The organism is Streptomyces sp. NPDC050806 (assembly GCF_055586425.1).
Genome location: NZ_JBVJIF010000016.1, coordinates 1 through 24,674 on the forward strand (window position 1 = coordinate 1; position 24,674 = coordinate 24,674).

The window sequence follows — 24,674 nt, forward strand, 5'->3', positions numbered from 1 at the left end:
TATATCCGGCCGTTGTTCTGTGAGGGCAAGGGGCCCTTCCGCTGGGCGGCGCTGTCGGGTGAGGCCTCGGACATCCACAAGACGGACAAGGCGATGCTGGAGCTGTTTCCGGAGAACGAGTCGCTGCATCGGTGGATCAAGATGGCCGGGGAGCGCGTGCATTTCCAGGGGCTGCCGGCGCGGATCTGCTGGCTGGGTTATGGGGAGCGGGACAAGGCGGGTGAGCGGTTCAACGAGATGGTGGCCGACGGCACGCTGCAGGCGCCGCTGGCGATCGGGCGGGATCATCTGGACTGCGGTTCGGTGGCCTCGCCCTATCGGGAGACCGAGGCGATGCTCGATGGCTCGGATGCGATCGCGGACTGGCCGCTGCTGAACGCCATGGTCAACGTGGCCTCCGGCGCGTCGTGGGTGTCGCTGCACCACGGTGGCGGGGTGGGCATGGGCCGGTCGATCCACGCGGGCCAGGTGTCCGTCGCCGACGGCACCGAGCTGGCCGGCGAGAAGATCCGCCGCGTCCTGACCAATGACCCGGGGATGGGTGTCATCCGGCACGTCGACGCCGGATACGACATCGCCGACACGGTTGCCGACGAGCGGGGTGTGCGTATCCCGATGCGCGAGGCTCCCTCCGCGTAACCGTTCCCCGTCGGGAAGGCCGCCGCCAATGACGTCGGCGGCCTTTCCTTTTGCGTCCGGGGCCGTCAGGTGCCGGCGCTCTCCCGTACCTCGGCCGTCGCGTTTTCCGCGGCGGCCGGGACGGCGGATCGCGGACGGAGCCAGAGGAAATGAACCACCGACAGCAGAACCAGCCAGACGGCTCCGACGATCAGGGCGATCCGGGTGCTCGCGGAGAAGGCGAGCAGCACCAGCACGGCCGTCATGAACACCATGGCGATGATCTGCCCGTAGGGCCAGAACGGGACCTTGTAGGCGAGCCCGGCCACTTCTTCGCGGGACATCTTGCGGCGCGCGGCGTACTGCGTCGCCAGAATCATCAGCCACACCCAGACGGTGGCGAAGGTGGCGATGGAGGAAATGATGAGGAAGACGCGGTCGGGGATCAGGTAATTCAGCACCACCCCGAGCAGCAGCGAACCGATCATGATGGCGACGGTCATGGTCGGCACGCCGCTGCGCGAGAGCCGTCGCATGACCGCCGGTGCCTGGCCGCGCTCGGCCATGCCGTACATGATGCGGCCCGCGGCGAAGATGTCGCTGTTGATCGCGGAGAGCGCGGCGACCACCACGACGGCGTTCAGGATGGCGGCCGCGGACTTGATGCCGAGCCCGGCGAAGATCTGGACGAACGGGCTGGCGTCCGAGCCGATGTCCTGCCACGGATTCAGCGACATGATGACGCCCAGGGTCAGCACGTAGAACAGGACGATGCGCAGCGGAATGGAATTCACCGCGCTCGGGATCGTCTTCTCCGGATTCTCCGCCTCCCCGGCCGTGACGCCGATGATCTCGGTACCGCCGAAGGCGAACATCACCACCGCGAACGACAGAATGAAGCCCTGGACGCCGTGCGCGAAGAATCCGCCGTTGCTCCAGAGGTTGGACACCCCGATATGCATGCCACCGCCGCCGATGCCCAGCACGAGAATGGCGAGGCCGGCCAGGATCATTGCGCAGATGGCGAGGATCTTCACCAGCGAGAGCCAGAATTCCAGCTCGCCGAAGACCTTCACGTTGAAGAGGTTCAGTACGCCGATGACGCCGATCGCGGCGAGCAGCCAGATCCAGCGCGGTACGTCGGGGAACCAGAATCCCATGTAGACGCCGAGCGCGGTGATGTCGGCGATACAGACGATGACCATTTCGAAGGCGAAGGTCCAGCCGGTCGTGAAGCCCGCCAGCCGCCCCAGGTGCCGGGTCGCGTATTCGCCGAAGGAGCCCGCGCAGGGGTGGTTGACCGCCATCTCACCGAGGGAGCGCAGGACGAGGAAGACGGCGCCGCCGCCGATGAGGTAGGCCAGCAGCACCGCGGGCCCGCCGGCCTGGATGGCTTCCGAGGAGCCGTAGAACAGGCCGGTGCCGATGGCCGAGCCCAGCGCGATGAAGCGGATGTGCCGGGACCTCAGCCCGCGGTGCAAGGTCGTTTTTTCGGTACTCACAAGATGCCCTCTCCTTCGGGAACAGCACGCCCGTCCCTGACGTGCGACATGGGCCGTCGCCTGGCGGGAGCGGCTGTCGCCGCCTCTCACTTGAACACAGGCGCCGCATGTATATGCCTGTATAGACAGGACCGTCAAGGGTCGATCCGGGAAATGGGCAGGCCCTCGGGGAAGGGGGTGCGGCGATGAGGGAGCCCGGTACGACGGCCGTGTCCAGCGCCTCTCCGGCCGTCGGCCGCGCGCTGGACATCCTCACCCACCTCGCCGGGCGCAGCGGCCCCGTACGGGTCGCGACGCTCGCCCGTGACCTCGGCATACCGCGCTCGTCGGCGTACCACATCCTCACCGTGCTGGCCGGGCGCGGCTTCGTCACCTACCTCCCGCACGAGCAGGCTTACGGGCTGGGCGTCGCCGCCTTCGAGATCGGCTCCGCCTACCTCCGGCACGAGCCGCTCGAACGGCTGGCCCGCCCGATCCTGCGCACCCTCGCCGGCCGCCTCGCGCAACCCGTGCACCTCGGGGTGCTGCACGGCGCGGAGACCGTGTACCTGCTCAAGGAGCAGCCCGCGGCGGCGCGGCCGGGCACCGTCACGGTCCCGCTGGTCACGGAGGTCGGCGTGCGGCTCCCGGCCCACCTGACGGCCAGTGGCCGGGCGCTCCTCGCGCACGTCGGCGAGGCCCAGCTCAAGGCGCTCTTCTCGCGCCCCGGCGACCTCATCACCCGTACCGGCAAGGGGCCGCGGTCGCTGGGCGAGCTGCGGGACCTGCTGGCCAGGGACCGGGCGCGCGGCTGGTCGGAGGAGACCGAGCTGGTCTCGGCGGGGTTCCGCTCGGTCGGGGTGGCGGCGTTCGACCACCACGGGCGGCCGGTGGCGGCGCTGAGCAGTACCTGGTACCGGAACCACCGCCCGCGCGACGAGGCGTACGTGCGCGACCTGCTGCGCAAGGGCGCGGCCCGGCTCACCCACGCGGTCTCGGGCCGCCCGCCCACGGACCGGCCGTAGCCACCCGCCGATGACCCGCCCTCAGCCGCAGGGTCCGCCCGAGGGGCCCCGGCCGTGGAGCGCCCGGACGGTGCTCCGGGGCGGTTCAGCGGTTGTCGAAGGTGCCCTGGAGCCGGTACCGCGACCCCGGGTGCAGCAGCCGCGCGATGCTCACCAGCGCGTCGCCCGACCAGGTACGGCGGTGGATCAGCAGGCACGGCTCGGACTCGGGCACGCCGAGGACGGCGCACTCCTCGGACGACGGCAGCACCGCCTCCACCACGTGCTCGCCCCGGCCCAGCGGCGCCACCTCGGACAGGAACGTGAACGGGGTCCGCCGGGTGAAGTCCTGCTCCAGGTAGCCGGGCGCGAAGTCCGGATGGACGTACCGGTCCTCCAGCTGGATGGCCACGTCGTCCTCGAAGTGCACCACCCGGGACCGGAAGACCCGGCGCCCGGCGCCCGGACCGAACTGCGCGCCGACCTCCGGATCGGCGGTCTCCGCCCGTACGTACAGCACCTCGGCGCGGTACCGGTGCCCGCGGCGGTGCACCTCGTCGGCGATGTTGTGCACCTCCACCAGCGCCGAACTTCCCTTGTGCAGCGCCACGAAGCTGCCCACGCCCATCACCCGGCGGATCAGGCCCTGGCCCGCCAGCTCCCGCAGCGCGCGGTTGACCGTCATCCGGGACAGGCCCAGCGACTCCACGAACTGGCTCTCCGAGGGCAGCGCGTCGCCCTCCCGCCACCGCCCGCTCATGATCTGCTCGGTGACCAGGTCCTTCACGCGCTGGTACGCGGGCGCCGAACGGGACGCCTGCGCGTGGTACCGCCGCGCGAGGTCAGCAGCCTCCCCGGCCAAGCCGTTCACCGTCCCTCGCACTCGTGGTCACACGCTCCTCGCGGGTGACGCGGGCACCGGAATCCTAGTGGGTCTCGGATCCGAGGAACCGGGCCGCCCGCGCTGGTCCGGAGCCCGGCGCGCGGGTGTGATGGCAGCGGAACACCGAGGAGCTGAGGAACCGTGACGAGCACCGTGCAGCAGGCCGCCCGCGCCACCGACCCGGACCGGGGCACCGGCCCGGCACCGGCCCCCGACCCGGGGGCGCGCCCGGAAGCGGCCGTGGACACCGCCGCCGAACCGTGGACCGGCCGCGACGACGGCCCCGGCCCCGAGCACCTGCGCTGGCACCGCGCGGTGACGCCGTACCGGGCCGCCGCTCGGGCCGACGGCCGGCAGCAGGCGACGGGCGGCGCGTGGGACGCGGCCGGCGAATGGGACGCCGCCTTCGTCGGCTTCCGCAGTGACGAGGGCGTACGCCGCAACAAGGGCCGGCCCGGCGCCGCCGACGGCCCGGGCGCGCTGCGCCGCGCGCTCGCCCCCATGGCCCTGCAGACCCCGCTGCGCGCCCTGGACGCCGGGGACATCGAGGTCGGGGACGGCGACCTGGCGGCCGGCCAGCGGCGCCTGGGCCGCGCCGTCACCGCCCTGCTGGACCACGGCCGCCCGGTGGCCGTGCTGGGCGGCGGCCACGAAGTCGCCTACGGCAGCTACCTCGGGCTGGCCGGGAGCCGAGCGCTGCGCGACGGCGCCCGCCTCGGCGTGCTCAACCTCGACGCGCACTTCGACCTGCGCGACGACGTCCGGCCCAGCTCCGGCACGCCCTTCCTGCAGATGGCGGAGGACGAGGAGGCCGCAGGCCGGGAACCGAACTACTGGGTGCTCGGGGTGAGCGCGCCGAGCAACACCGAGCGGCTGTACCGCACCGCCGACCGGCTCGGCGTGCGCTACCTCCCCGACACCGCCTGCGGCCTGCTGCACATGCACCGCGTCGACGCCTTCGTGGACGACTTCCTCGCGAGCTGCGACCTGGTGCACCTCAGCATCGACCTGGACGTGCTGCCCGCGGCCGTGGCGCCGGGCGTCAGCGCCCCCGCCGCGTACGGCGTCCCGCTGGAGGTGGTGGAACACGTCTGCGCCAAGGTCGCCGCCAGTGGCCGGCTGGCCGTCTGCGACGTCGCGGAGCTCAATCCGGACCTGGACACCGACCACCGCACGGCCCGGACCGGCGCGCGCCTGGTCCACCGCATCCTGACGGGCGCGGCCGGAGCCCGTCAGGTGCCGGCGGCCGCGGCCGCGTCGAGCCGTGCGGGGCTCGGCAGGTAGAGCCCCCGGGCGAGGGCCCGGACGGCGATCTGGGTGCGGGAGGCGACCCCGAGCTTGGGCAGGACGTGCTCGATGTGCGCGGCGACCGTGCGCTCGGCGATGTGCAGCGTGGAGGCGATGCGCTGATTGGTGCAGCCCTCCACGATCAGCCCGGTGATCTGCAGCTCCCGCCGGGTCAGCCCGTACAGCTCACCGGCCGGCGACAGCAGGACGACGGCCACCACGTCGTACGGCGGACACGGCCCGCAGGACAGGACGGTCACCCGGGTGTACGCGGACCGCTGCTCGACGGTGGACGGCTGGAGGAAGGTCAGGTGCGCGGTCCGCGCGGCGATGGCCGACGCGAGCAGCAGCACCCCCGAACCGGCCCGCAGCGACGGGTGGCCGGGCAGTCCGGGCAGCGGCAGGGCCCGGCCCGTGCGGCACAGGGCGACCCCGGCCGTGCACCCCGCCAGCAGCTCGGCCGCCGCGGCCGGCGGGCGCAGCGGGTCGACCGCGTCGGCCATCGACGGGGCGAGCCCGCGGAGCAGGCCGCGCACGGCGGGCGGCGGGGGCGGGCCGGAGCCGCGGAGGAGGACGACGAACCCGAGGTAGCGCCGGCCGCTCGTGAACAGGCCCACCAGCACGGCATGGTGCCGTCCGGAGCGGCGCACGAGGCTTCGCCAGCCGGGCAGTTGTCCGGGGCCGTCACCGTTGCGGCACACGTGCACCGCCGACTCCGGCCCGCACGCGGCGATCCGCTCGCTGTCCCGCAGCGCCGCCCGGCCGGTGGCCGCCGCGCGCAGTGGTGCGTCGCAGTCCCGCTCCGCCACCGTGACCAGCTTCCGTGCCTGTGGTACCAGCAGGACGACGGCGCCCGCGTCGTAGGGGACGAGCCGGCGGAGCCGGTCCAGCACCGCGGCCGCACGCGGCGCCGGCACACCGGGCGTGGACGCGATCCGCCCCACGGCCAGTGCGTGCGCCGCCGCGCTCAGGTCCGGTGCCACCCTCCCCCCTCGGGGCTCGTGGGCAGAACTGCCCATCGCCCGGCCGCCGGTGACCTGCTCTCATAGGAACAGAGTGAATACGGCCCGGCCAAGTGCCACCGCCGGCGGCTCCGGACGGGCAGCCACTCCGGCGCCGTCGGTCGCTCCCCGGACCCCGGACGCCGGCGGCGTTGTGCCGTGGCAGGGTCCGGTGCGGTCAGCGTGCTCCGCGCGGCGGCGGACCGGAACCCCCCATCCAGGCGGGCCCGTTACGGCCATGGCACGCTTCACCCGTCCGGTGCACGCGGCAGTCGCAGCCGGAAGCACGCACCGCCGGCGGACGACGGCTCGTACCAGGCATCGCCTCCGTTGGCACGGGCCAGACCGCGGACGACCCAGAGGCCCAGCCCCGATCCGTCACCGGCCCGCTCGGCGTCGGGTCCGCGGGCGAACCGCTCGAACAGCCGCGGTGCGAACTCCTCCGGCACCCCGTCGCCGTGGTCGCACACCGAGATCTCCAGCCACTGCCGGCCCCGGGCCACCACCCGGGCCCTGACCGGCGGGCGGCCGTGCGTGAAGGCGTTCTCCAGGCAGTTGGTGAGCATCTCGGAGAAGGCCAGCCGGTCCACCCGCGCGACCAGCCCGGGCGCGCACGACAGCCGTACCGCCTCGACCTGTTCCGTGACATTGCCCAGCCGTTCGATCAGGAACGGCAGGACGGGTATGTCCTCCGGGACGGCGGGCGGCGCCGCGGCGTCGATGCGCGCCGCGGTGAGCAGCTTGCGCACCAGTGCCTGGAGATGGGCGGTGCGCTCGGCGATCCGGTGCACGGCTGCGGCCCGCGCCCGGTCCGAGAGCACCGCCCGGCGGTCGAGCAGCGTGTCGGCGAGCACGCCGATCGTGGCCAGCGGATTGTGCAGCTGATGGGCGGCGACCGCCACGACGACGTTCTGCCGCTCCAGCGCCGCTTCCAGCTCCTGCTGGGCCCGGCGCCGCCGGGTGATGTCCCGCAGCGCCGCGACGTGCAGCGTGTCCGCGTCCACCAGCGCGGTGGTGACCCGCATCTCCACCACCCGCGCGCTCCGGTCGGGGAGCATCAGGTCGATGGTGGTCTCCCCGACGACGAGGGGGAAGCCGAATTCCCTGCCGACCAGTTCGGCGGCGGGCCGGGCGAACAGCTCAGCGGCCGCCGGGTTGCAGAAGACGATACGGCCGTCCCCGTCGACGGCCAGGATGCCGTCGGCGGCCGCCGAGACGATCACCCGCCCGATGGCGTCGGGGCCGGCACCGGAAGACCCGTTGCCGGCCGCGGTGCCGGGGCGCACCCCCTCGTCAACCATCGGGTACCACCGGTGGGGCCGGCATACGACTGCCGGGCGCGCCGTGCTCGTCGGCCGAGAGCAACGGCACTCCGTATCCCGTCAGCACGGCGGAGAGGCCGCGCAGCGGCTTGCCGATGTGCATCCCGGTGTCGTCGACGGTGACGTCGCGGATCCGGTGGTCGTGGGCCGAGCCGCGGGTCTGCAGCACCGCGACGGCCCGGCCCGTGAGGCCCGCCGTCTCCACGTAGCGCAGCAGGATCGACACATCGGTGAGGCTGGCGACCCGCGCGGCGATGCTCGGGCCGGGGTTCGGCCCCGTACGGTCGGCGGGCAGCGAGGTGAGCAGTGCCGTGATGGCGCGCGGCCGCAGCACCGCGCCCAGCGCGACGACGAAGTCCAGCAGCGCCCGCGGGGTGGCGATCCGCTCCAGCGCGGAGAGGGTGTCGATGACCAGCCGCGCGGGCCGGAACTCCTCCACCGCCCGCCGCACCAGGATGAAGTGGTCCTCCAGGGAGGAGGTCTCGGGGTACTCCGACACCACCTGGAGCAGACCGGACGCCTCCATGGCAGGCAGGTCCACGCCCCAGCCCGCGGCGTTGCGGTCCAGCTGCTGGCGGGTCTCGTCGAAGGTGTACAGCAGGCAGCGCTCACCCGCCTCGGCACCGGCCGTCACGAAGTGCAGGCCGGACAGCGTCTTGCCGATGCCGGTCGGGCCGGTGAGCAGGACGACCGCGTCGCGGTAGATCCCGCCGCCGCACATCGAGTCCAGCTCGGCGATGCCGATGGAGACCCGCTCGCGGATCACGGCGCCCTCGTGCGGGGCGAGGAACGCCAGCGGTACGACGACGATGCCGTCCCGCGGGTCGATGGTGAACAGCCACTCGCCGGTGCGGTGCGGAGCGCCGCGGAACTTCACGATCTCCAGGGTCCGGCGCCGCCGTTCTTGGAACAGGTTGTTGCGCAGCACGATGACGTTGTCGAGCGCGAACTCCTCCACGCCGAGCCGCGACATGCCGCCGTACTCCGTCTCCCGCTCCGTGGTGATCATCGAGGTCACGCCGATCGACTCCAGGGACTCCGCCACGCGCAGCAGTTCCTGCCGGACGGTGGCCGGGCCGGGGTAGCGCAGGAAGACCGCGCCCAGCGAGTCCATCGCGACCCGCCTGGCGCCCACCGTGCGCACCGCGTGTTCGATCCTGGCGGCCAGCGCCCGGAAGTCGTACGCCCCGATGACGGGGCCCTCCTCCGTGTTCCGGGCGGAGGCGTCGACGAAGGCCCACTTCCCGGCCCGCTCCCACTCGGCCACGGTGAATCCCAGCGAGGCGACGTTGCGGCGGATGTCCACGGGCGGTTCCTCGAAGGTGACGAAGACTCCCGGCTCGTCGAAGAACTGTATGCCCCGGGCGAGGAATTCGACGGCGAACAGCGTCTTGCCGCTGCCGGCCGTGCCGGTGACCAAGGTGCACCGGCCCGCGGGCAGTCCGCCGAGCGCGACCTGATCGAAACCGTTGATCGCGGTGGCCACGCGCGGGACCGTTGTGCCATCCGATGTCATGGTCGTACCTCCCTGGGGTCTTCGTCCGTGTGGGGCAGGCCCAGGGCTGCGGCGGCCCGGTGATGGTCGGACAGGTCACCGACCACCCGGCGAGGCGGGGGCGGGCTGAGCCTGATGACGGTGGGGGTGGCCAGGATCCGCCCCTCCTCCGCCAGTTCCGGACGCTCCACGGCGTCCACGATCTGGATGTCGTACCGATTGCGCAGCCTGGTGTCGCACAACAGACGCAGGTTGAGTTCGGCCTCTTGGGAGTGCGCCGTCCGTCCGGCCACGAAGAGCCTGAACGAGTAAATGGTCACGTGCGACAGCCTCCTGTCCCCCCCCCGCTCTTCCGTCGTGTTCGGGGCAGAACAGCCCTTCGGGACCACTGTCCCCCGGACGGCATCCCGCGACCAGAGCGGAAACCGGTACCGCGGTGCGCCGGGAGGCCCGGGCGGGAAAGACGGCGTTGCCATGCCGGGCGGCGCACCGGGCTAGGCTGGACCGGCCGACAGTGTGGGGTGGCCGCGATGACCAAGGTGCTGGTGGTGGAGGACCAGCGGGCACTCGCCGACGCGCTGGAACTGGCCATCTCCGCGCAGCCGGACCTGGAGTGCGTGGGCGCGGTCGGCACGGTCGAGGCGGCGCTGCCGCTCGCCGCCGCGGGCACGGACGCCGTCCTGATGGACATTCACCTGCCGGGCGCCGACGGCATCGAGGGCACCGCGAAGATCAAGGCGGCCCATCCGGAGGTCCGCGTGCTGATCCTCACCGCGGACACCGACCCCGCGGTGCTCGCCGCCGCCACGGCGGCCGGCGCCGCCGGATTCCTCTCCAAGTCCAGCGCGCTGGCCGACATCCTCGCCGCGCTGCGGGCACCGGCGGGCGGGACCCTGCTGGTCGAGGGCGCCACGCTGGCAGCGCTGCTCGAACCGGGCGACGGCGCCCGGGGCGGGCCGGACGAGGAGCCGCGGGTTCGCCTGACGGGCCGCGAGCTGGAGGTGCTGCGCCTGCTGGGGGAGGGGCTGGCTCCCCGGGCGATCGCCGAACGCCTCGTCATCAGCCGGCACACCGCCCGCGGTCACGTGAAGAACCTCCTGACGAAACTGGGCGCCCACAGCCAGCTGGAGGCCGTCGTCGCGGCCACCCGCGCCGGCCTGCTGCCCGGCGAGGGGGAACGGCCCATTTGAGGGGGGCCGGCCGGACCGTTTGAGGGTTCCCGGCCGCCCGGTTCTGCGCTTAGCGTCGAGGAGAGAGGCCGGCGCCCGAAGGAAGGAAGGTGACCGGGCGGTGATGGATCAGGAGCGGGACTTCGGCGAAGTCGCCCGGTTCGCGGCTGTCCTCGCGACCGTCCCTTCCGTCAGCGACGTACTTCAGGGCCTCGCGCGGTGCTCGGCCGCCGCGCTCGCCGTACGGAGCACCGGCGTCTCCCTCGTACGCGGCGGGGAGCTGCACCCGGTGGGCGTCCTGGACCGGATGGCGGCCGAGGTGGGCCACGTCCAGGCCGCGCTCCGACGCGGGCCGTGCGCCGAAGCCCTGCGCACCGCGCAGCCGGTCACCGTGCCCGACCTGGCGCGCGACGCGGCGCGGTGGCCCGGCTACGGCGAGCGGGTGCTCGAACTGGGCGTGGCAGCGACTGCCAGCCTCCCGCTGCATTCCCACGGGAAGGCGCTCGGGACGCTGGACCTCTACCACACCGAGCCGCGGCCCTGGCCCGTCGCCGACCTCGTCCGCGTACGGGTGCTGACCGACATGACCGTCGCCTACCTCACGATGGCCGCCGAGCGGGACCAGCAGCGCCGGGTGGCGGACCAGCTCCAGCACGCGCTCGACAGCAGGGTCGTCATCGAACAGGCCAAGGGCATGCTCGCGGCCGAGCGCCGCATCCCGACCCGCGAGGCGTTCGAGCTGCTGCGCGGGTACGCGCGCCACCACCGTGCCAAGCTGCGCGACACGGCCGAGGCGGTCGTCGACGGAGAGCTGCGGCCCTGACGGCGCGGCGGCTCCGGGGCGGGCAGCATGCGCCGCCCGGCAGCGGCGCGTCAGTGCGGAATACCGTCGATCAGTTCGCGGGCGCCCTGGCGGAGCAGCGCGACGGCGACCGAGGTGCCCAGGGTGGCGGGGTCGAGCCGGCCCGCCCACTCGTGGGCGTTGAGGACGGTCTTGCCGTCGGGGGTGAACACGCAGGCCCGCAGCGACAGGTCGCCGCCGCGCTCGGCCCTGGCGTACCCGGCGATGGGGGAGTTGCAGTGCCCCTGGAGCACGTGCAGGAACATGCGTTCGGCCTGCGTCTCGCGGTGCGTACCCGGGTCGCCGAGCCCGGAGAGCGCGTCGACGGTGACGGTGTCGTCCTCGCGGCACTGGAGGGCCAGCACCCCGGCGCCGATCGGCGGGCACATCGTCTCGACGGACAGCACCTCGGTGATGACGTCCGGACGCCCGATGCGGTGCAGCCCGGACACCGCGAGGAGCAGCGCGTCGGCCTCCCCGGCGTGCAGCTTCTCCATCCGCCGGTTGGCGTTGCCGCGCATCGGCACCGTCTCCAGGTGCGGGTGGGAAGCGGCGAGCTGGGCGCGGCGGCGTACGGAGGAAGTGCCGATGCGGGTGCCCGGCGGCAGCTCGTCGAGGGTGCGCCCGCCGGGGTGAATGAGGGCGTCCCGTACGTCGTCCCGCTTCAGGAACGCGGCGAACGTCGTACCGGCGGGCAGCGGCCGGTCGGCCGGGATGTCCTTGACGCAGTGCACCGCCACGTCCGCCTCGCCCGAAAGAAGGGCGGCGTCGACCTCCTTGGTGAAGGCACCCTTGCCCTCCACCTGGGAAAGGTCACCCATCCAGCGGTCTCCGGTGGTGGTGACGGGCACGACCTCCGTGACGACGCCCGGGTGCAGCGCGGCCAGTTCGGCACGGACGCGCTCGACCTGGGCCAGGGCCATGGGGGAGGAGCGGGAGACGATACGGATCAGCTCAGGGGCGGACATGAAGCCACGATAGCCCCGCCCGGCCACTCCCTTCGCCCGGTCCCGCCCTGCCCGCCGGACCGCCCGGCGCCGCTCCGCCCGCGCCCGGCACGCAAATCTTCGAAGATAACGTCGGTCCGCTCGGACCCGCCCGGTTCGGAGCAACGCTTCGGCGAGTCCTTCCACCGGTTGATATGACGCCTTCCAAGTGAGCCGGCGGCTCGACGGGAAGGCGATGATTTCCCATGCACATGGCCAGGACTGCGACCACCGCCCTTTCGTCTGTCCTCGCGCTGATAATGCCTGCCGCGATCGCTTGCAAAGGAATGGCGGATACGCGCCCCGGTGAGGCCGGGACACGGACGGAAGAAACCGTGGCGTACACCGGGAAATCCCGGCCGCACGCCACGCGTGCGGACCGCCGGGCGCCCGCGGCGCCCCGCCGGAAGATCCGGGTCTCCCCGGCCGCGCTGGAGGGGCAGGCCGCCACCTTCGTCGCGGCGGGCCTGACGGAGCAGCGGTACGAGGCCGCGGCTCGGGCGTCGAGAGCCAGCTCGGAGGCGCGGACGGCGGCGCTGGAGGAGCGGCGGGCGGAGCGGCGCGCACAGCGGCGCGAGGCGGCCAGGAGGCAGCTGGAGGCGGCGGGCCCGGCCGGCTGGATCCGGGCCTGTCTGCGGGTCACCGGGGTGCCGGGGCACTGGTACGGGGGATTGTGGACGATCGCCCAGCGGGAATCCGGATTCGACCCTCGCGCCTTCAACGGATGGGACGCGAATGCGGTGGCCGGTGAGCCGTCCAGGGGACTTTTCCAGACGACCTGGCCGACTTTCCGGGCACATCATCAGGCGGGTACGGCATGGGACATCAACGACCCGGTGGCGAACTGTGCGGCAGCGGTGAATTACATCAAGTCCCAGTACGGCGACATTTCCCGCGTGCAGCAGGCGGATTCCGGCAGCGCGCCGCGCGGATATTAGGCCGGAAGGGCGCAGGGCGGGCGGGAGAACCGCGGCACGACGGCCGGTTCAGTCGCCCGGTTCGGCCAGCCGCCGCAGCAGCGTGCCCGCTTCGAGGACGCGCCGCACGTCCTCCGGGGCCAGCGTGGCGAGCCGCCCCGCGAGCGCCTCGGCCTCACTGTGCGCCACGTCGTTCAGCGCACCGACCCCGTCCTCGGTGACGACCACGCGCGCCGCGCGCCCGTCGGTGGGGTCCGGCTCCCTGCGGACCAGCCCGGCCGACTCCAGGCTCGCCACCGCGGCCGTGGCCGTCGGCTGCGAGCAGGGGATCCGCTCGGCGAGCACGCCGATGCGGGACGGGCCGAGCTGGGTCAGCAGGGCGAGCACGATGAGCTGGGTGGGCGGGACGCGGCGGCCGGGGACGGCCCTGCCCAGGCTGCGCAGCAGCCGGTGAAGGGTCACGACCAGCTCCAGGGTGGCTTCCTCGCCGACCGCGCTCACCGCGGCCTCTCCGCCGACCGCCACGCCACCATCCACTCTCGTTCTAGACCATCGAACTGCCCCGATCAGGTCAAGAAAGTGTAATGGCCGGGGAGTACATGTCCATCCAGAGGGCCAGGTCCAGGGTGCGTTCGAGGCCGCGCCGGGACGCCTGGGTGATCTGCGGGACGTCGACCTTGACGGCGCGCTGCAGCCAGTCCCGGCTGACCAGGTCGAACACCGGGTGCGAGGGCTTGGCGAGCAGGTCCTTGATGTGTCCCTGGAGCGCCACGGCGTACTTCGGGTCCTGCGTCGAGGGGTACGGGCTCTTCACCCGGTCGTAGACCGACTTCGGCAGGACGTCGGCGGTGGCCTCGCGCAGCAGGCTCTTCTCCCGGCCGTCGAACGACTTCAGGCTCCACGGGGTGTTGTAGACGTACTCCACGAGCCGGTGGTCGCAGAACGGCACCCGGACCTCCAGGCCGACGGCCATGCTCGCCCGGTCCTTGCGGTCCAGCAGGACCCGCACGAAGCGGGTGAGGTGCAGGTAGCAGATCTTGCGCATGCGGTACTCGAAGTCGCTCTCGCCGTCGAGCCGCTGCACGTCCGCGACGGCCGTGTCGTAGCTGTCCTGGATGTAACTGCCCAGGTCCATCGCCTTGGTGACGCCGTCGGTGAGGATGTTGCCGTCGTCACCGAAGTGCTCGGCGAACTGCACGAGCCAGGGGAACGTGTCCGCCTCGCGCGCCTTGGGGTCGAAGAACTGCTTGTACCCGCCGAAGACCTCGTCCGCCGACTCGCCGGACAGCGCCACCGTCGAGTGCTCGCGAATGGACTTGAACAGCAGGTACAGCGAGGCGTCCATGTCGCCCAGGCCCATCGGCATGTCCCGGGCGCGGATCATCTTGGACCGCACTTCGGGGTCGGCGAGCTGGTCGGAGTCGAGGACGATGTCCTGGTGCTCGGTGCCCGAGGCGCGCGCCACGTCGTGGACGAAGGGGGTGTCGGGGGTGTCGCGCAGCGCGTCGGCCACGAAGTTCTCGGTCTGGCCCACGAAGTCGACCGCGAAGCTGCGGACCGTCTTGTCCTCGGCGGCCAGCTGCTGGGCGGCCAGGGCGGTCATCGCGGAGGAGTCCAGGCCGCCGGAGAGCAGGGTGCAGCGCGGTACGTCGGCGACGAGCTGGCGGCGCACGATGTCGTCCAGCAGCGAGCGCACGTGGGCGATCGAGGTCTCCTGGTCGTCCGTATGCCGCTTGGTCTCCAGCGACCAGTAGACGCGGGTGCGCAGGCCGTTGCGGGTGAGCGTGACGACGGTGCCGGGCTCCACCTCGCGCATGCCCTCGTACACGGCGTGGCCCGGCGTCTTGACGAAGGCGAACAGCTCGCGCAGGCCGTCCAGCGTCACGGTGGGGGTGACCCGGGGGTTGGCGAGGATGGCCTTGGGCTCGGAGCCGAAGAGCACGCCGTCGTCGGTGGCGTAGTAGTAGAAGGGCTTGATGCCCATCCGGTCGCGGATCATCACGAGCTTCTGCTCGCGGCTGTCCCAGATGGCGAAGGCGTACATGCCGTTGAGCCGTTCGGCGACGGCCTCGCCCCACTCCAGGTAGCCGTGGAGCACGACCTCGGTGTCGGAGTCGGTGACGAAGCGGTGGCCGCGCGCGGCGAGCTCCTTGCGCAGCTCGGTGAAGTTGTACGCCTCTCCGGAGTAGACCATGACCACGGGGCCGTCGTCGGTGTCGACGGTCATCGGCTGGCGGCCGCCCGGCAGGTCGATGATGGCGAGCCGGCGGTGACCGAGGGCCGCCGGGCCCTGGACCCAGGTGCCGGCGTCGTCCGGGCCCCGGCAGGACATGGTCTCGGTCATGGCGTCGACGGTGGCCTGCTCGGACCGCAGGTCACGCTGGTAGGCGACCCATCCGGTGATTCCGCACATGCTGCTCCTCCCAATCCGACCCCGGGCTGGTGCCTCGGGGGGCGGCCGGACGACGGCAGGGGTCACCGGCCGGATACCCAGGGTCATTTGTATCGAGCACCTATGTTTCGAGCATGTGTCAGGCGGATGTCGTCCGTCAACAGGGCCCGACGGGCGATCTTCGGCCGATCGGGTGGAAGGTATAGAGGACGTCAAGTGCCGGTATACGAAAGGCCTTTGGGTGGTCACGGAAGTGCCGCGTCGCCGTTTCGCGGCCGCCCCGTGGCGGCGCCGGGGCCGCTCCCGGAGCGCACATGCGTCGGCACCCCCTTTCTGCCGAAGGGGGTGCCGGAGGAGGGGTGCCGGTGCGGGGCGGGTCAGCTCGCGACCGGCTGGGCCGTCCGCATCAGCTCGCGGCGCTGCTTCATGAACGGGCGGGGGCGGTTCAGGGCGAGTACGGCGGTGGTGCGTCCCTCGCGCTCGTACGCGGCGAGGAAGGTGCGGTCGTCGGGGGAGCCCTCCAGGATCCGCACGGTGTCGGTGGGCCGGCGCCGGCCGGCGAACTGGATCCGGACGCCGTACTGGTCGGACCAGAAGTACGGGACCGGGCGGTGCGCCTTGAGCGTGGCGCCCGCGAGCAGGTTGTGGGCGGCGACGGCGGCCTGTTCGGTGGCGCTGGTCCAGTGCTCGGTACGGGAGCCGTCGACCCGGGCCACGTCGCCGACCGCGACGACGTGGGGGAGCGCGGTCACGCACCCGGCGTCGGTGACCACCCCGTCGTCCAGGGCGATCCCGGAGCCGGCGAGCCAGTCGGTGTTCGGGCGGACGCCGATGCCGACCACGACGGTGTCGGCGGGCACCAGCCGCCCGTTGGCCAGCTCGACCCCGGTGACCCGGCCGTCCGGCCCGCCCCGCAGCGAGGCGACGCCCGTACCGGTGGCCAGCGCCACCCCGTGGTCACCGTGCAGCGTCGCGCAGATCCGGGCCATCTCCTCGCCGAGCTGCGGCAGTAGCGGGAGCGGCGCGGCCTCCACGACCGTGACGTCATGGCCGAGCGCGGCGCAGGAGGAGGCGACCTCGGCCCCGATGAACCCGCCGCCGATGACGACCACCCGTACCGGCCCGCCGGCCAGGTCGTCGCGGAGCGCCTGGGCGTCGTCGAGGGTGCGCAGCGTGTGCACGCCGGACAGCTCGGGGCCGGGCAGCCGGCGCGGGGTGGCGCCGGTGGCGATGACCACCCCGTCGGTCTCCAGGGACCGGCCGCCCTCCAGGAGCACCGACCGGCCGTCGGTGCCGAGCCCGGCGGCGCGGGTGCCCAGCACCCATTCCGCGTCCAGCTCGGCCACCTCCTCGGCGTCCGCCAGGGCCAGGTGCTCCTGGCCCGTCTCACCCTTGAGAAAGTCCTTGGACAGCGGCGGCCGGTCGTACGGGCGGTGGTGTTCGTCGCCCACGATCGTGAGCCGGCCTTCGAAACCCTGGGAGCGCAGCGCCCGCGCGGCGTACAGTCCGGCCAGCGACGCTCCGATGACGGTGACCGTCCTCATGCGGCGGTGCCTTCCTCGGCGGCGTGGTGGACGTAGATCATTCCGTCCTCCACGGTGACGTGGTGGGTGCGGACGGCCCGGCGGGCGGGCAGGCAGGTCGGCCTGCCGGTGCGCAGGTCGAAGGATGCGGCGTGCAGCGGGCATTCGACCAGGCAGCCCTCCAGCCACCCGTCGGCGAGCGAGGCGTCCTGGTGGGTGCAGGTGTCGTCGATGGCGTAGATCTCGCCGTCGGCGTTGAAGACGGCGATCGGAGGTGCGGTGTCGATGCGGACGGACTCGCCTGCGGGCAGGTCGGTGAGGTGGCAGACGGGAATCACGGGGCACCCCTCATTACTGTTCGGTATAGTTGAGTTCCGCGATGCGCACGGCGAAGCGCTCTGCGCAACAGAATCCAAGCCGGGAGCCCGCGCGTCAAGCGCCTCCCTTCAGATGCCGGCCCGCATCGGGTCGCGCCAGGTGGTGAGATCGGATGACGGACAAGGCGAAGAGCACGTCGGAGGGCAGGTCGGCGGAGAAAACGGCCCGTGGGGCCGGGAGTTCGGTGCAGTCGGTGGACCGCGCCGTCACCGTGCTGGAAATCCTCGCCCGGCACGGCGAGGCGGGGGTGACCGAGGTCGCCGACGAACTGGGCGTGCACAAGTCGACGGCCTTCCGGCTGCTCGGCGTGCTGGAGAACCGCGGCCTGGTCTCCCAGGAGCAGGAGCGCGGTAAGTACTACCTCGGCGCCGGGGTGCTGCGGCTGGCCGGTGCCGCCGCGGTACGCCTGGACATCTCGCAGGAGGGTGCGCCGATGTGCCGGCTGCTCGCCGAGGAGCTGGGCGAGACGGCCAACATCGCGGTGCTCGACAACGGTGCCGCGGTCAACATCATGCAGGCCCGCGGCCCGGCCTCGGTCACCGCGCAGAACTGGCTCGGCCGCCGCACCCCGCTGCACGCGACCTCCAGCGGCAAGGCGCTGCTGGCGTTCCAGCCAGGGCCGGTCCAGGACGCGGCGCTCGCCCGCAAGCTGCCGCGGCTGACCGAGCGGACGATCACCTCCGTCGCCGAGCTGCGGGCCCAGCTGGCCGAGGTGGTGCGCAACGGCTTCGCGGTGGCGATCGAGGAGCTGGAACTGGGGCTGCACGCGGTCGCCGCGCCGGTGCGCGCGCACGACGGCCAGGTGATCGGCGCGATCAGCGTCTCGGCGCCCGCGTACCGGCTGGAGCCCGACCGGATCCCGGAGGTCGCCAAGCGCACGGTCGAGGCGGCGCGGGAACTCTCCCGCCGCATGGGCCACGGGACTTGAGGCCCGCCGGGTAGGCGGAATCGATCATACGCAGGGACGACGCGGGGCCGGTGTTCACCGGCCCCGTTCGCATGCGCGCCGACAGTACCGGCGCTTTTACCAACGGTTAACTCGTACCTCTTGACGCCGCCGAGAAGGCGTTCCCAGTATGTCTCCCATCGCGCAACGAGTCGTGCAGTGCGCAACACTGAGGGGTAGGGCATGCCACACGAAGTCCGTGCTGTCGTCGCGACGAAAAAAGGCGCACCCGTCGAGGTGCAGACGATCCTGGTGCCGGATCCCGGCCCGGGGGAAGTGCTGGTATCCGTGCAGGCCTGCGGGGTCTGCCACACGGATCTGCACTACCGGGAGGGCGCCGTCGGCGACGACTTTCCCTTCCTCCTCGGGCACGAGGCGGCGGGCGTGGTGGAGGAGGTCGGCCCCGGCGTCACCGACCTGCTGCCCGGCGACTACGTGGTGCTCGCCTGGCGCGCGCCCTGCGGCGCCTGCCGCTCCTGCCGCCGCGGCCGGCCCTGGTACTGCTTCGACTCCCGCAACGCCGCCCAGCCGATGACCCTGCTCGACAGCACTCCGCTCACCCCCGCGCTCGGCATCGGCGCGTTCGCCGAGAAGACGCTGGTCGCGGCCGGACAGGCGGTCAAGGTCGACCCGGCGGCACGCCCCGAGGCCGCCGGACTCATCGGCTGCGGCGTGATGGCCGGATACGGCGCCGCCGTGCACACCGGTGGCGTCGGCAACGGTGACACCGTCGCCGTCATCGGCTGCGGGGGAGTGGGCAACGCGGCGGTCGCCGGCGCGTCGGTCGCGGGCGCCAGAAGAGTCATCGCCGTCGACATCGACGACCGCAAGCTGGACGGCGCGACCCGCTTCGGCGCCACCCACACCGTCAACTCCCGCGGCACCGACCCGGTCGAGGCGGTCCGCCAGCTCACCGGCGGCCACGGCGCCGACGTCGTCATCGACGCCGTCGGCCGCCCCGAGACCTACCGCCAGGCCTTCGAGATGCGCGACCTGGCCGGAACGCTGGTCCTGGTCGGGGTGCCCGAGCCGGACATGCGCCTCGACCTGCCGCTGATCGAGGTGTTCTCGCGCGGCGGCTCCCTGAAATCGTCCTGGTACGGCGACTGCCTGCCCAGCCGGGACTTCCCCGTACTCATCGACCGCTACCTCAGCGGCCGGCTCGACCTCGAAGGGTTCGTCACCGAGCGGATCTCCCTGGACGAGGTGGAGTCCGCCTTCGACACCATGCGCGCCGGCCGGGTCCTGCGCTCCGTGGTCGTCCTCTGACACCGGCGGCCCGCACCCGTTCCGTGTACGCCCTGCCCGACCCAAGGAGCAGCATGTCCCGCACCCCCGCCACCGACGCCCGTGTCGTCGTGATCGGCGCCGGCATCGTCGGCTGCTCGCTCGCCGACGAACTCACCGCACGCGGCTGGCGCGACGTCACCGTCCTCGAACAGGGCCCGCTCCCGGCCCCGGGCGGCTCCACCTCGCACGCCCCCGGACTGGTCTTCCAGACCGGCCCCTCCAAGACCATGACCGAATTCGCCGCGTACACCGTCGAGAAGTTCAACTCCCTCGAAGTGGACGGGCTGCCCTGCTTCAACCCGCTCGGCGGACTGGAGCTGGCCACCACCCCCGAGCGCTGGGCCGACCTGCACCGCAAGGCCGGGCTCGCCGCCTCCTGGGGCGTACGCGGCGAACTGATCACCCCGGCCGAGTGCAAGAAGCTCTGGCCGATGCTCGACGAGGACAAGGTCCTCGGCGGGCTGTACACCCCCGACGACGGCCTGGCCCGCGCCGTCCTCGCCTGCCGCGCCCAGATCACCCGCGCCGAAGCGCGCGGCGCCCGCTTCCTGGAGCGGCACACCGTCACCGGCATCGAACGCGAGGGCGGCCGGGTCACCGGCGTCGTCACCGACCGCGGCACCTTCCCCGCCGACCACGTCGTCTCGGCGGCCGGCTTCTGGGGCCCGGTGATCGGGAAGATGGCCGGGGTGGACGTGCCGCTGCTGCCGCTCGCCCACCAGTACGCCAAGACCGCGCCGCTGCCCGAGCTGGCGGGCGTCAACGACCCGCGGACCGAGGCGAGCAAGCCGATCCTGCGCTTCCAGGACCGCGACCTGTACTACCGCGAACACACCGACCGCATCGGCATCGGCTCCTACGCGCACCGCCCGATGCCCGTCGACCCCTTCACCGTGCCCGCCTTCGACGACGCGCCCGTCATGCCGTCCTCGCTGCCCTTCACCGCGGAGGACTTCGCGCCGAGCTGGCAGGACAGCGTCGGACTGCTCCCCGCCCTCGGCGACTCCGAGGTCGAGGAGGGGTTCAACGGCGTCTTCTCCTTCACCCCCGACGGCATGCCCGTCCTCGGCGAAGCCCGTGACCTGCGCGGATTCTGGCTCGCCGAGGCGGTCTGGGTCACCCACTCCGCCGGTGTGGCCAGGGCCGTCGCCGAGTGGATGACCGACGGCCGGCCGTCCGTCGACATTCACGAGTGCGACCTGTACCGCTTCGAGGAAGCCCAGCGCGCCCCCGCGTACATCGAGGACCGCGGCGCCCAGAACTTCGTCGAGGTCTACGACGTCCTCCACCCCCTCCAGCCCATGGAGCAGCCCCGCCCCCTGCGGGTCAGCCCCTTCTACGCCCGCCAGCAGGAGCTGGGCGCGTACTTCCTGGAGGGCGGCGGCTGGGAGCGCCCGCACTGGTACGAGGCCAACGCCCCGCTCGCCGAGGGCCTCGACCTGCCCGAGCGGGACGCCTGGTCGGCCCGCTACTGGTCGCCGATCGCCGCGGCCGAGGCGAGGGCGACCCGCGAGAAGGTCGCGCTGTACGACATGACGCCGCTGCGCCGCCTGGAGGTCACCGGGCCCGGCGCCCTCGCCTTCCTCCAGCGCATGTCCACCAACCAGCTGGACAAGAAGCCCGGCGCGGTGACGTACACCCTCCTCCTGGACGAGACGGGCGGCGTCCGCTCCGACCTCACCGTGGCCCGGCTCGCGCCCGACCGCTTCCAGGTCGGCGCCAACAGCGTGGCCGACCTGGACTGGCTCCTCCGCCATGCCCCCGAGGGGGTCCACATCCAGGACATCACCCCCGGCACCTGCTGCATCGGCGTCTGGGGCCCGCTCGCCCGCGACCTCGTCCAGCCGCTCACCCGGGACGACTTCTCCCACCGGGCGTTCGGCTACTTCAAGGCGAAGCGGACCCACCTCGGCCACGTCCCGGTCACCGCCATGCGGCTGTCCTACGTCGGCGAGCTGGGCTGGGAGCTGTACACCACCGCCGACCTGGGCCTGCGGCTGTGGGACACGCTCTGGGAGGCCGGGCAGGAGCACGGCGTGATCGCCGCCGGACGGTCCGCCTTCAACAGCCTCCGCCTGGAGAAGGGCTACCGCTCCTGGGGCCACGACATGACCACCGAACACGACCCCTACGAGGCGGGCGTCGGCTTTGCCGTGCGCCCCGCCAAGGGCGACTTCCTCGGGCGGGCCGCGCTGGCGGGCCGCAGCGCGGAGACCGCCCGCCGCAGGCTCACCTGCCTCACCCTCGACGACCCCGCCGCCGTGATCCTCGGCAAGGAACCGGTCCTGGTCGACGGCGCGCCCGCCGGCTACGTCACCTCCGCCTCGTACGGCTACAGCATCGGCCGCTGCGTCGCGTACGCCTGGCTGCCGGCCGCGGCCGCCGTCCCCGGCACCGCCGTGCAGGTCGAGTACTTCGGCGAGCGGGTCCCCGCGACCGTCGCCGAGGAGCCGCTGTTCGACCCGAAGATGACGCGCATCCGCAAGTAGGGGACCACCCGGACCGCTTGAGGAGACCAGCACATGACGACCACGCCCGAACTCGCGCCCACTTCCTCCCTCATCACCACGCTGCCCGGCTCCTCCTACACCGACCCGGAGACCTTCCGGCAGGAGCAGGAGAAGATCTTCGAGCGCCTGTGGTTCTGCGCGGTGCGCAGCGCCGACCTGGACAAGCCCGGTGCCTTCCGCACCGTGCAGGTCGGCCGGGAGAGCGTCCTGATCACCCGCAACCGCCGCGGCGAGCTGCGCGCCTTCCTGAACATCTGCCGGCACCGCGGCGCCCGGCTGTGCACCGAGGAGTCCGGCGAGAACCGCCGCAACCTCCAGTGCCCGTACCACGCCTGGACCTACGACTTCGACGGCAAGCTCATCGCCGCGCCCAACCTGACGTCGATGCCGGACATCGACCGCACCGAACGAGGCCTGATCACCGTCCCGCTGCGCGAGTGGCTCGGCTACGCCTGGGTCTGCCTGGCCGACGAGCCGCCGTCGTTCGAGGACACCGTGATCGGCGCGGCCGTGGAGCGGCTCGGCGACACCGCCTCCATCGAGCGGTACCGCACCGAGGGCCTGGCCCTGGGCAAACGCATCACCTACGACGTGGCGGCCAACTGGAAGCTCATCATCGAGAACTTCATGGAGTGCTACCACTGCGCCACGATCCACCCCGAACTCACCGATGTGCTGCCGGAGTTCGCCGACGGGTTCGCCGCGCAGTACTACGTCGGGCACGGCGCGGAGTTCGCGCCGGAGGCCGAGGGCTTCACGGTCGACGGCAAGGGCGGCTTCGGCCGGCTCCCGGAGATCGCCGAGGACCAGGACCGCCGGTACTACGCGATCACGGTCCGGCCGCAGGTCTTCGTGAACCTGGTCCCCGACCACGTGATCGTCCACCGGATGTTCCCGATGGCCGCCGACCGCACCGTCGTGGAGTGCGACTGGCTCTACCTCCCCGAGGTGGTCGAGTCCGGCGCCGACGTCGACACGTCCGTCGAACTGTTCCACCGCGTCAACCAGCAGGACTTTGACGCGTGCGAGCGGACGCAGCCGGCGATGGACTCGCGCGGCTACCGGGACGGCGGCGTCCTGGTGCCCAGCGAGCACCACATCGGCGCCTTCCACCAGTGGGTCACCGAGCAGCTGGAGGACGAGCGTGCCTGAACTGTTCATCGACGGACGGTGGCAGGCGGCGGCCGGCGGGGGCACCCGCGAGATCCGCTGCCCCGCGGACCGGGCCCTCGTCGCGGTGGTCGACGAGGGCGGCGCCGAGGACGCCCGGGCGGCCGTCGCCGCCGCCCGGCGCGCCTTCGACACCGGCCCCTGGCCGCACACCACCGCGGCGCAGCGCGGCGCCAAACTGCTGCGCGTCGCCGCCCTCCTGGAGCGCGACAAGGCCGCACTGGCCCGCGCCGAATCGCTGGACACCGGAAAACGCCTGGTGGAGAGCGAGATCGACATCGACGACATCGCGGCCTGCTTCCGCTACTTCGGCAATCTGGTGACCGGGGAGGGGGACGGCGGCCGGGACGTCGACGCGGGCAGCGCCACCGTCGAGAGCCGTGTGGTCCACGAGCCGGTGGGCGTCTGCGCGTTGATCACCCCGTGGAACTACCCGCTGCTGCAGACCGCCTGGAAGGTCGCCCCGGCCCTCGCCGCCGGCAACACCTTCGTACTGAAGCCCAGCGAACTCACCCCGCACACCGCGATCCACCTGGTGCGGCTGCTCGCGGAGTCCGGGTTGCCCGACGGCGTGGCCAACCTCGTCCTCGGCACGGGCCCGGAGGCGGGTGCCCCGCTCACCGGCCACCCGGACGTGGATCTGGTCTCCTTCACCGGCGGCCTGGCCACCGGGCGGCGGATCATGGCCGCCGCCTCCGCCACCGTCAAGCGCGTCGCCCTGGAACTCGGCGGCAAGAACCCCAACATCGTCTTCGCCGACGCCGACTTCGAGGCCGCTGTCGACCACGCCCTGACCGCGATCTTCCTGCACTCCGGGCAGGTCTGCTCGGCGGGTGCCCGGCTGCTGGTCGAGGACTCCCTGCACGACCGCTTCGTCGACGAGGTGGTCCGCAGGGCCCGGGACATCCGGCTCGGCGGCCCCTTCGACCCCGAAGCCCGCACCGGGCCGCTGATCTCCGCGGCCCACCGGGACAAGGTGGAGGCGTACGTCGCCGCCGGGCTCGCCGAGGGCGCCGTCCTGCGGTGCGGCGGCGCGCGCCCGGACGCCCCGGGCCTCGCGGACGGCCACTACTACCTGCCGACCGTCCTCGACGAGTGCGCCGCCGGCATGTCCGTGGTCCGCGAGGAGTCCTTCGGCCCGGTCCTCACCGTCGAACGCTTCACCGACGAGGACGAAGCGGTGCGGCTCGCCAACGACACCGTCTACGGGCTGGCCGGCGCCGTGTGGACCACCGACCCCGCGCGCGCCGACCGGATCGCCGCCCGGCTGCGGCTCGGCACCGTCTGGATCAACGACTTCCACCCGTACCTGCCGCAGGCGGAGTGGGGCGGCTTCAAGCAGTCCGGTACCGGCCGCGAACTAGGCCCCGGCGGGCTCGCCGAGTACCGCGAGACCAAGCACGTCTGGAGGAACACCGCCCCGAAGCCGCTGCACTGGTTCGACTGATCCGAGCGAGGAGA

The 24,674-nt window shown here is 72.6% G+C and carries 22 protein-coding genes; 11 read left to right on the forward strand and 11 right to left on the reverse strand.

What is annotated here, in order from left to right; genetic code table 11:
• On the forward strand, positions 1 to 639 hold a 639-nt coding region (locus ACZ6WH_RS36840), incomplete at its 5' end, for a urocanate hydratase family protein (protein WP_469734242.1).
• 65 nt (positions 640 to 704) lie between these two features.
• On the opposite strand, the gene ACZ6WH_RS36845 is transcribed toward ACZ6WH_RS36840, so the two are convergent.
• Complete coding sequence (locus ACZ6WH_RS36845) at positions 705 to 2,120, reverse strand: amino acid permease (protein WP_469734244.1); 1,416 nt, start codon at positions 2,118 to 2,120, stop codon at positions 705 to 707.
• Between the two features lie 185 nt (positions 2,121 to 2,305).
• Here ACZ6WH_RS36845 and ACZ6WH_RS36850 point away from each other — a divergent pair, with 185 nt between their 5' ends.
• The gene (locus ACZ6WH_RS36850) at positions 2,306 to 3,124 is read left to right on the forward strand and encodes an IclR family transcriptional regulator (protein ID WP_469734246.1); all 819 of its coding nucleotides are present in this window, start codon (positions 2,306 to 2,308) and stop codon (positions 3,122 to 3,124) included.
• 85 nt (positions 3,125 to 3,209) lie between these two features.
• On the opposite strand, the gene hutC is transcribed toward ACZ6WH_RS36850, so the two are convergent.
• Complete coding sequence (gene hutC / locus ACZ6WH_RS36855) at positions 3,210 to 3,965, reverse strand: histidine utilization repressor (protein ID WP_432859528.1); 756 nt, start codon at positions 3,963 to 3,965, stop codon at positions 3,210 to 3,212.
• A 162-nt stretch (positions 3,966 to 4,127) separates the two neighbouring features.
• Between hutC and hutG the strand changes: the two genes are divergently transcribed.
• Complete coding sequence (gene hutG, locus ACZ6WH_RS36860) at positions 4,128 to 5,270, forward strand: formimidoylglutamase (protein WP_469734248.1); 1,143 nt, start codon at positions 4,128 to 4,130, stop codon at positions 5,268 to 5,270.
• Here the strand turns inward: hutG and ACZ6WH_RS36865 are convergent.
• The 4 genes from ACZ6WH_RS36865 to ACZ6WH_RS36880 form a co-directional block, all read right to left on the reverse strand.
• Positions 5,219 to 6,256 carry a LuxR C-terminal-related transcriptional regulator gene (locus ACZ6WH_RS36865; protein ID WP_469734250.1) on the reverse strand — a complete coding sequence of 346 codons (1,038 nt, stop codon included), beginning with the start codon at positions 6,254 to 6,256 and terminating at the stop codon, positions 5,219 to 5,221. The two genes, hutG and ACZ6WH_RS36865, sit on opposite strands and share 52 nt — an antisense overlap.
• Positions 6,257 to 6,522: 266 nt before the next feature.
• Positions 6,523 to 7,575: a sensor histidine kinase gene (locus ACZ6WH_RS36870; protein WP_469734252.1), complete on the reverse strand. Its 1,053-nt coding sequence runs from the start codon at positions 7,573 to 7,575 to the stop codon at positions 6,523 to 6,525.
• Entirely contained in the window at positions 7,568 to 9,112 is a 1,545-nt protein-coding gene (kaiC, locus tag ACZ6WH_RS36875) for a circadian clock protein KaiC (RefSeq protein WP_469734254.1), read from the reverse strand. Before kaiC ends, ACZ6WH_RS36870 begins: the two co-directional genes overlap by 8 nt.
• A complete protein-coding gene (locus ACZ6WH_RS36880; RefSeq protein WP_469734256.1) occupies positions 9,109 to 9,411 on the reverse strand; it encodes a circadian clock KaiB family protein in 303 nt (100 codons plus the stop codon). The genes kaiC and ACZ6WH_RS36880 overlap by 4 nt, the downstream gene beginning before the upstream one ends.
• A gap of 210 nt (positions 9,412 to 9,621) precedes the next feature.
• On the opposite strand from ACZ6WH_RS36880, the gene ACZ6WH_RS36885 reads away from it, so the two are divergent.
• Together ACZ6WH_RS36885 and ACZ6WH_RS36890 are read left to right on the forward strand one after the other, a co-directional pair.
• Positions 9,622 to 10,281 (forward strand): response regulator transcription factor, encoded by a 660-nt coding sequence (locus ACZ6WH_RS36885; protein ID WP_469734259.1) that lies wholly within the window; start codon positions 9,622 to 9,624, stop codon positions 10,279 to 10,281.
• A 103-nt stretch (positions 10,282 to 10,384) separates the two neighbouring features.
• Entirely contained in the window at positions 10,385 to 11,083 is a 699-nt protein-coding gene (locus ACZ6WH_RS36890; protein ID WP_469734261.1) for a GAF and ANTAR domain-containing protein, read from the forward strand.
• 50 nt (positions 11,084 to 11,133) lie between these two features.
• Here ACZ6WH_RS36890 and hemC read toward each other — a convergent pair whose 3' ends face one another.
• Complete coding sequence (hemC, locus tag ACZ6WH_RS36895) at positions 11,134 to 12,069, reverse strand: hydroxymethylbilane synthase (RefSeq protein WP_469734264.1); 936 nt, start codon at positions 12,067 to 12,069, stop codon at positions 11,134 to 11,136.
• Positions 12,070 to 12,422: 353 nt separating this feature from the next.
• Between hemC and ACZ6WH_RS36900 the strand changes: the two genes are divergently transcribed.
• Positions 12,423 to 13,025, forward strand: a complete 603-nt coding sequence (locus tag ACZ6WH_RS36900) for a transglycosylase SLT domain-containing protein (protein ID WP_469734266.1) — start codon at positions 12,423 to 12,425, stop codon at positions 13,023 to 13,025.
• Between the two features lie 48 nt (positions 13,026 to 13,073).
• On the opposite strand, the gene ACZ6WH_RS36905 is transcribed toward ACZ6WH_RS36900, so the two are convergent.
• The 4 genes from ACZ6WH_RS36905 to ACZ6WH_RS36920 form a co-directional block, all read right to left on the reverse strand.
• On the reverse strand, positions 13,074 to 13,529 hold the full coding sequence (locus ACZ6WH_RS36905) for a MarR family winged helix-turn-helix transcriptional regulator (RefSeq protein WP_432859546.1): 456 nt from the start codon (positions 13,527 to 13,529) through the stop codon (positions 13,074 to 13,076).
• A gap of 46 nt (positions 13,530 to 13,575) precedes the next feature.
• Positions 13,576 to 15,417 carry an asparagine synthase (glutamine-hydrolyzing) gene (gene asnB / locus ACZ6WH_RS36910; RefSeq protein ID WP_469734269.1) on the reverse strand — a complete coding sequence of 614 codons (1,842 nt, stop codon included), beginning with the start codon at positions 15,415 to 15,417 and terminating at the stop codon, positions 13,576 to 13,578.
• Positions 15,418 to 15,773: 356 nt separating this feature from the next.
• The gene (locus ACZ6WH_RS36915; protein WP_469734270.1) at positions 15,774 to 16,940 is read right to left on the reverse strand and encodes an NAD(P)/FAD-dependent oxidoreductase; all 1,167 of its coding nucleotides are present in this window, start codon (positions 16,938 to 16,940) and stop codon (positions 15,774 to 15,776) included.
• Positions 16,937 to 17,257 (reverse strand): bifunctional 3-phenylpropionate/cinnamic acid dioxygenase ferredoxin subunit, encoded by a 321-nt coding sequence (locus tag ACZ6WH_RS36920; RefSeq protein WP_469734272.1) that lies wholly within the window; start codon positions 17,255 to 17,257, stop codon positions 16,937 to 16,939. The genes ACZ6WH_RS36915 and ACZ6WH_RS36920 overlap by 4 nt, the downstream gene beginning before the upstream one ends.
• Before the next feature lie 152 nt (positions 17,258 to 17,409).
• On the opposite strand from ACZ6WH_RS36920, the gene ACZ6WH_RS36925 reads away from it, so the two are divergent.
• From ACZ6WH_RS36925 to ACZ6WH_RS36945, 5 genes are all read left to right on the forward strand, one after another.
• Positions 17,410 to 18,225, forward strand: a complete 816-nt coding sequence (locus ACZ6WH_RS36925) for an IclR family transcriptional regulator (RefSeq protein ID WP_432859554.1) — start codon at positions 17,410 to 17,412, stop codon at positions 18,223 to 18,225.
• A 201-nt stretch (positions 18,226 to 18,426) separates the two neighbouring features.
• Positions 18,427 to 19,512, forward strand: coding sequence for an S-(hydroxymethyl)mycothiol dehydrogenase (locus ACZ6WH_RS36930; protein ID WP_469734274.1), 1,086 nt, complete (start codon positions 18,427 to 18,429; stop codon positions 19,510 to 19,512).
• 53 nt (positions 19,513 to 19,565) lie between these two features.
• Positions 19,566 to 22,022 (forward strand): GcvT family protein, encoded by a 2,457-nt coding sequence (locus ACZ6WH_RS36935; protein ID WP_469734276.1) that lies wholly within the window; start codon positions 19,566 to 19,568, stop codon positions 22,020 to 22,022.
• Positions 22,023 to 22,055: 33 nt separating this feature from the next.
• Positions 22,056 to 23,195: an aromatic ring-hydroxylating oxygenase subunit alpha gene (locus ACZ6WH_RS36940; RefSeq protein WP_469734278.1), complete on the forward strand. Its 1,140-nt coding sequence runs from the start codon at positions 22,056 to 22,058 to the stop codon at positions 23,193 to 23,195.
• The gene (locus ACZ6WH_RS36945) at positions 23,188 to 24,660 is read left to right on the forward strand and encodes an aldehyde dehydrogenase family protein (protein ID WP_469734280.1); all 1,473 of its coding nucleotides are present in this window, start codon (positions 23,188 to 23,190) and stop codon (positions 24,658 to 24,660) included. Before ACZ6WH_RS36940 ends, ACZ6WH_RS36945 begins: the two co-directional genes overlap by 8 nt.
• Positions 24,661 to 24,674 lie beyond the last annotated feature (14 nt).

Excerpts from the sequence above, each read along its gene's own strand:
- ACZ6WH_RS36850 (WP_469734246.1), top strand. The coding sequence starts at position 2,306 with ATGAGGGAGCCCGGTACGACGGCCGTGTCCAGCGCCTCTCCGGCCGTC.
- ACZ6WH_RS36870 (WP_469734252.1), bottom strand. The coding sequence starts at position 7,575 with ATGGTTGACGAGGGGGTGCGCCCCGGCACCGCGGCCGGCAACGGGTCT.
- kaiC (WP_469734254.1), bottom strand. The coding sequence starts at position 9,112 with ATGACATCGGATGGCACAACGGTCCCGCGCGTGGCCACCGCGATCAAC.
- ACZ6WH_RS36885 (WP_469734259.1), top strand. The coding sequence starts at position 9,622 with ATGACCAAGGTGCTGGTGGTGGAGGACCAGCGGGCACTCGCCGACGCG.
- ACZ6WH_RS36890 (WP_469734261.1), top strand. The coding sequence starts at position 10,385 with ATGGATCAGGAGCGGGACTTCGGCGAAGTCGCCCGGTTCGCGGCTGTC.
- hemC (WP_469734264.1), bottom strand. The coding sequence starts at position 12,069 with ATGTCCGCCCCTGAGCTGATCCGTATCGTCTCCCGCTCCTCCCCCATG.
- asnB (WP_469734269.1), bottom strand. The coding sequence starts at position 15,417 with ATGTGCGGAATCACCGGATGGGTCGCCTACCAGCGTGACCTGCGGTCC.
- ACZ6WH_RS36915 (WP_469734270.1), bottom strand. The coding sequence starts at position 16,940 with ATGAGGACGGTCACCGTCATCGGAGCGTCGCTGGCCGGACTGTACGCC.
- ACZ6WH_RS36925 (WP_432859554.1), top strand. The coding sequence starts at position 17,410 with ATGACGGACAAGGCGAAGAGCACGTCGGAGGGCAGGTCGGCGGAGAAA.
- ACZ6WH_RS36930 (WP_469734274.1), top strand. The coding sequence starts at position 18,427 with ATGCCACACGAAGTCCGTGCTGTCGTCGCGACGAAAAAAGGCGCACCC.
- ACZ6WH_RS36935 (WP_469734276.1), top strand. The coding sequence starts at position 19,566 with ATGTCCCGCACCCCCGCCACCGACGCCCGTGTCGTCGTGATCGGCGCC.
- ACZ6WH_RS36940 (WP_469734278.1), top strand. The coding sequence starts at position 22,056 with ATGACGACCACGCCCGAACTCGCGCCCACTTCCTCCCTCATCACCACG.